Source organism: Candidatus Regiella insecticola LSR1, assembly GCF_000143625.1.
Classification (GTDB): domain Bacteria; phylum Pseudomonadota; class Gammaproteobacteria; order Enterobacterales; family Enterobacteriaceae; genus Regiella; species Regiella insecticola.
In genome coordinates this window covers 1-4,217 of the sequence record NZ_GL379650.1, presented here as the reverse complement: position 1 = coordinate 4,217, position 4,217 = coordinate 1, and the positions used below count along the sequence as shown (strand labels likewise).

Genomic DNA, 4,217 nt, shown 5'->3' with positions numbered 1-4,217 from the left:
AACTGTTGTGCCTGTTGATAAAGACTTTCAGATTGATTCATTCATGAGTTCCCGAAGAGAAAAATGAGTAGACTTCTTGTAAAACCGTAGTTCGTTATGTGAAGTCAAGGCGCCCTGAGCACAGTAACCTTCGTTGCCATTAGTACATGAGGATTACGAGCACCGCGTAACGCAGAATTCATGCCACGCAGTAGGTTATGCAAGAAGTCTATTCTTGGCGCACAAACATAAGATCCCAAACACCATGCCCTAGACGTTGGCCACGTGATTCAAATTTGGTTATTGGGCGAGGATCAGGGCGTGGAACGTAATCATTATGGCTTGAAAGATTATGATACCCCTTAGCTGCTGACATGACGGCCAGCATGTGTTTGGCGTAAGGCTGCCAATCCGTTGCCATATGAAATATTCCCCCTATTTTTAACTTTTTCTTGACTAATTCAACAAAAGGCGGCTGCACGATACGTCGTTTGTTATGGCGTAATTTATGCCAAGGATCGGGAAAAAATAACTGCAGCTTATCAAGAGAATCATCTGGCAGCATATTGGTCAACACTTCAAGTGCATCATGGCAAATTAGGTGTAAATTAGTTAACTTACTTGCCGTTGCTGTTGCTAGACAAGCCCCTACACCCGGTAAATGGACTTCAATACCCAGAAAATTTTGCTGTGGCGCGTTGGCGGCCATTGCCACCAATGATGCTCCCATGCCGAAGCCAATTTCTAAGGTTAATGGCGCTGCTTGCGCAAATAGGGTTTCAAGGTTAATGGGGGGTCGATTGGTAATCCAATCCCCATCGATGGCCAATAGTTATCCAGTGCTAACTGTTGCCCTTTGGTTAATCTTCCCTGACGGCGAACAAAACTACGAATTGGTCGCAAAATGCGACTATTTTGATTAGTCTGCATGACTATTAGACCTCTTTCTAAACCGTAGCGAGTTATGCGGAGTCAAGGCGCTCGGCGCACAGCAACCGGAATGTACATGAAGATTGCGCGCACCGGGCAACGCAGAATTCACGTCACGTAGTAGGTTTGGAAAGAAGTCTATTACATTATTCATCATGAAAGGTTCTAGCTATTAACGAATGTTTCAGTTTACCGTTTTACTACGCTATGCTGCAATCTTCAGCCAATTTATTTATACCCTTCGTCTTTCAAGTTACAGCGGCGTTGGCTGCTGGCACTCATCCTCTGTCATGTACCGATTCGATTGATTGCCGCCTTGCCGTAACTCGAAATTCATTGAGTATATCAATTCAATATTAAATGAAGACTTATGATACAAACGCAACAATTTCGGCAACAGGTGCTTGAATGGTATCAACATCATGGGCGCAAAACATTACCTTGGCAACAGTATCAAACGGCTTATCCAGTATGGCTATCGGAAATAATGTTGCAACAAACACAGGTGACAACCGTCATTCCTTACTTCCAACGTTTTATCACTCGTTTCCCTAATATCGCTTCGCTGGCTGCCGCACCATTAGATGAAGTGCTGCATTTATGGACCGGCCTTGGCTATTATGCCCGTGCCAGAAATTTACACAAATCGGCACAAATTATTGTCAACCAACATCAGGGAATATTTCCCACCACTTTTGAACAGATTGTGGCGCTACCCGGTATTGGCCGCTCTACCGCCGGTGCTATTTTATCGCTAGCACTAGGGCAATGTTTCCCTATCCTCGATGGTAATGTTAAACGTGTATTAGCGCGTTATTATGCAGTAGCCGGCTGGCCGGGTAAAAAAGAGGTCGAACAACGCTTATGGCAGCTGAGTGAGGAGGTGACGCCTACCCGTTACGTCGGACAGTTCAATCAAGCGATGATGGATTTAGGCGCGACAATCTGTCTTCGATCACAACCAAAATGTAACTTATGTCCTCTCAATGCTGATTGTTTGGCTTACGTTAACCACAGTTGGCATCAATATCCCGGTAAAAAAACGGGGCAGCAGTTACCCCAAAAAACCGCGTATTTTTTATTAATGCAGCGGGATACACAAGTGTGGTTGGAGCAGCGCCCTCCGGTAGGTTTATGGGGCGGATTATTTTCTTTCCCCCAATTTAGTCATTATGAAGAGCTGCTGTTATGGTTAGAGCAACGTGGTATTAAAGACAGTGATTTATGTCAGCTAAATACTTTTCGTCACACTTTTAGCCATTTTCACTTAGATATCATTCCTTATTGGTTGTATAACATGCCGGTTAGCGGCTGCATGGATGCGGGAGCCGGTCTCTGGTATAACTTAGTACAGCCGCCGTTAATCGGTCTTGCGGCGCCGGTCGAACGTCTCTTACAGCAGTTAACTGATAATTCAACTTAAAGAAGATTTACTATGAAGAAATCCTTTATTTTTTGCCAATTTTTAAAAAAGAAGCCGAACAACAAGATTTTCAATTTTATCCGGGAGAACTGGGTAAACGTATCTATAATGAAATTTCTAAAGAAGCCTGGTCACAATGGATGACAAAACAAACTATGCTAATTAATGAAAATAAACTTAGCACGATGAACGCTGAACATCGTCAATTTCTCGAACAAAAAATGATAAATTTTTTATTTGAAGGTAAGAATATAGATATCGCAGGATATACACCATCGGGTCAGTAATATGCCCTTCGCCTTTCAAGTTACGGCGGCGTTGGCTATTCACTCTTATCCTCTGTCATGTACCGATTCGATTGATTGCCGCCTTGCCGTAACTCGAAATTCATTGTGTATAGACTTTTTGCAAAACCGTAGCAACTGAGGGTGAAATGAATAAAACGTTAGTTTTGCTTGTGGTGGCTCCACTGCTTGTTTCTTGTTCTAGTAATAGTGATAAAAAACAGGTTAATAATGAAATTTTAATCAAAGACACCAAGAGCTTTGATATTTTAATGGGACAATTTGCGCATAATATCGAACAGCTTTGGGGATTAAATGAAATATTAATCGCCGGTCCAAAAGACTATGTGAAATACACCGAGCAATATCGAACTCGCAGTCATATTAATTTTGATGCGGGAACCATCACTTTTGAAACTATCGCGAGCAACAATCCTGCTGCACATTTACGTCAAACTATTATCGCTACTCTGTTAATGGGGGACGATGCCAACTCGGTTGATCTCTATTCAGACGTTAATGATATTCAAATCAGCCAAGAGCATTTTTTGTATGGACAGGTATTAGATAACAGTGGTCAGCCTATTCGCTGGGAATGGCGTGCCAGTCATTTTGCTGATTATTTGCTACAGAATAAAATACAAAAACGTGTCTCTGGCTCACAGGTTATTTGGTTTATTAGCTTACGCTTTGTACCTAACCATCTCGATAAACGATCACATCTCTATTTACCGTTAATACGCCAAGCCGCCACAAAATATAGTATCGAGGAATCCTTGATATTAGCGATTATGCAAATTGAATCAAGTTTTAATCCTTACGCTATTAGTAATTCTAACGCGATAGGTTTAATGCAAATCCTGCCCCATTCGGCAGGAAAAGATGTATTTAAAATGAAAGGAAAAAGCGGTAAGCCAAGTCAGCGTTATCTCTTTGATCCAGAAAATAACATTGATACAGGTGCTGCCTATTTATCTATTTTAAAAAACAGTTATCTTGCCGGAATTCAGAATAGCGCCTCTCGACGTTATGCAGTGATCAGCGCTTATAATGGTGGAGCCGGCAATGTATTACGTTTATTTTCTAATGATAGAAACCGAGCGGTTAGCATTATTAATAGCATGGAGCCTAGTGCTGTTTTCCAAAAATTAATTAGCCAACACCCCGCCAAAGAAGCACGTCGCTATCTAATAAAAGTCAATGATGCTCAAAAAAATTACCGGCTACCTTAATATTTATACATTTTTTTGCAGACAAGTAATAACTACTTATATATCATAAATAAATAGCTTTCATATTTCGCCATTTTTACAACGGCTATACATTATTTTACTAATAAGTGATTAAGATAGCACCTGTTGTTTAGAGGGAGCGTTATTTAAAAGAAAATAATAATTTTATATTTCTTTCTAGACTAGGCGTTATTAATTTAACAAACTTGTTATTGAATATACTTATCGATTCCGCTCAAAATTTCTATTATTGGATATCACTTAATAAATTTAAACTAATTAAATAAAGAGTTAATATTGCATGAATAAATTATTATCTGATGTTGAGCAGTATGTTTTTGGTGAGTTTTTTTAAGAAAAGACGGCGCA

The 4,217-nt window shown here is 40.3% G+C and carries 2 protein-coding genes and 2 pseudogenes; 3 read left to right on the top strand and 1 reads right to left on the bottom strand.

Annotated elements, in window-relative coordinates:
* Window positions 1-208: 208 nt before the first annotated feature.
* A pseudogene (gene trmB, locus REG_RS08795) lies at window positions 209-909 on the bottom strand (tRNA (guanosine(46)-N7)-methyltransferase TrmB).
* Between the two features lie 370 nt (window positions 910-1,279).
* Here trmB and mutY point away from each other — a divergent pair.
* From mutY to mltC, 3 genes and pseudogenes are all read left to right on the top strand, one after another.
* Window positions 1,280-2,332: an A/G-specific adenine glycosylase gene (gene mutY / locus REG_RS08790; RefSeq protein ID WP_006705320.1), complete on the top strand. Its 1,053-nt coding sequence runs from the start codon at window positions 1,280-1,282 to the stop codon at window positions 2,330-2,332.
* A 12-nt stretch (window positions 2,333-2,344) separates the two neighbouring features.
* Window positions 2,345-2,619 (top strand): annotated as a pseudogene (locus REG_RS08785) (oxidative damage protection protein).
* A 146-nt stretch (window positions 2,620-2,765) separates the two neighbouring features.
* A complete protein-coding gene (gene mltC / locus REG_RS08780; protein ID WP_006705318.1) occupies window positions 2,766-3,848 on the top strand; it encodes a membrane-bound lytic murein transglycosylase MltC in 1,083 nt (360 codons plus the stop codon).
* The last annotated feature ends 369 nt before the right edge of the window (window positions 3,849-4,217 follow it).

Excerpts from the sequence above, each read along its gene's own strand:
- mutY (WP_006705320.1), top strand. The coding sequence starts at position 1,280 with ATGATACAAACGCAACAATTTCGGCAACAGGTGCTTGAATGGTATCAA.
- mltC (WP_006705318.1), top strand. The coding sequence starts at position 2,766 with ATGAATAAAACGTTAGTTTTGCTTGTGGTGGCTCCACTGCTTGTTTCT.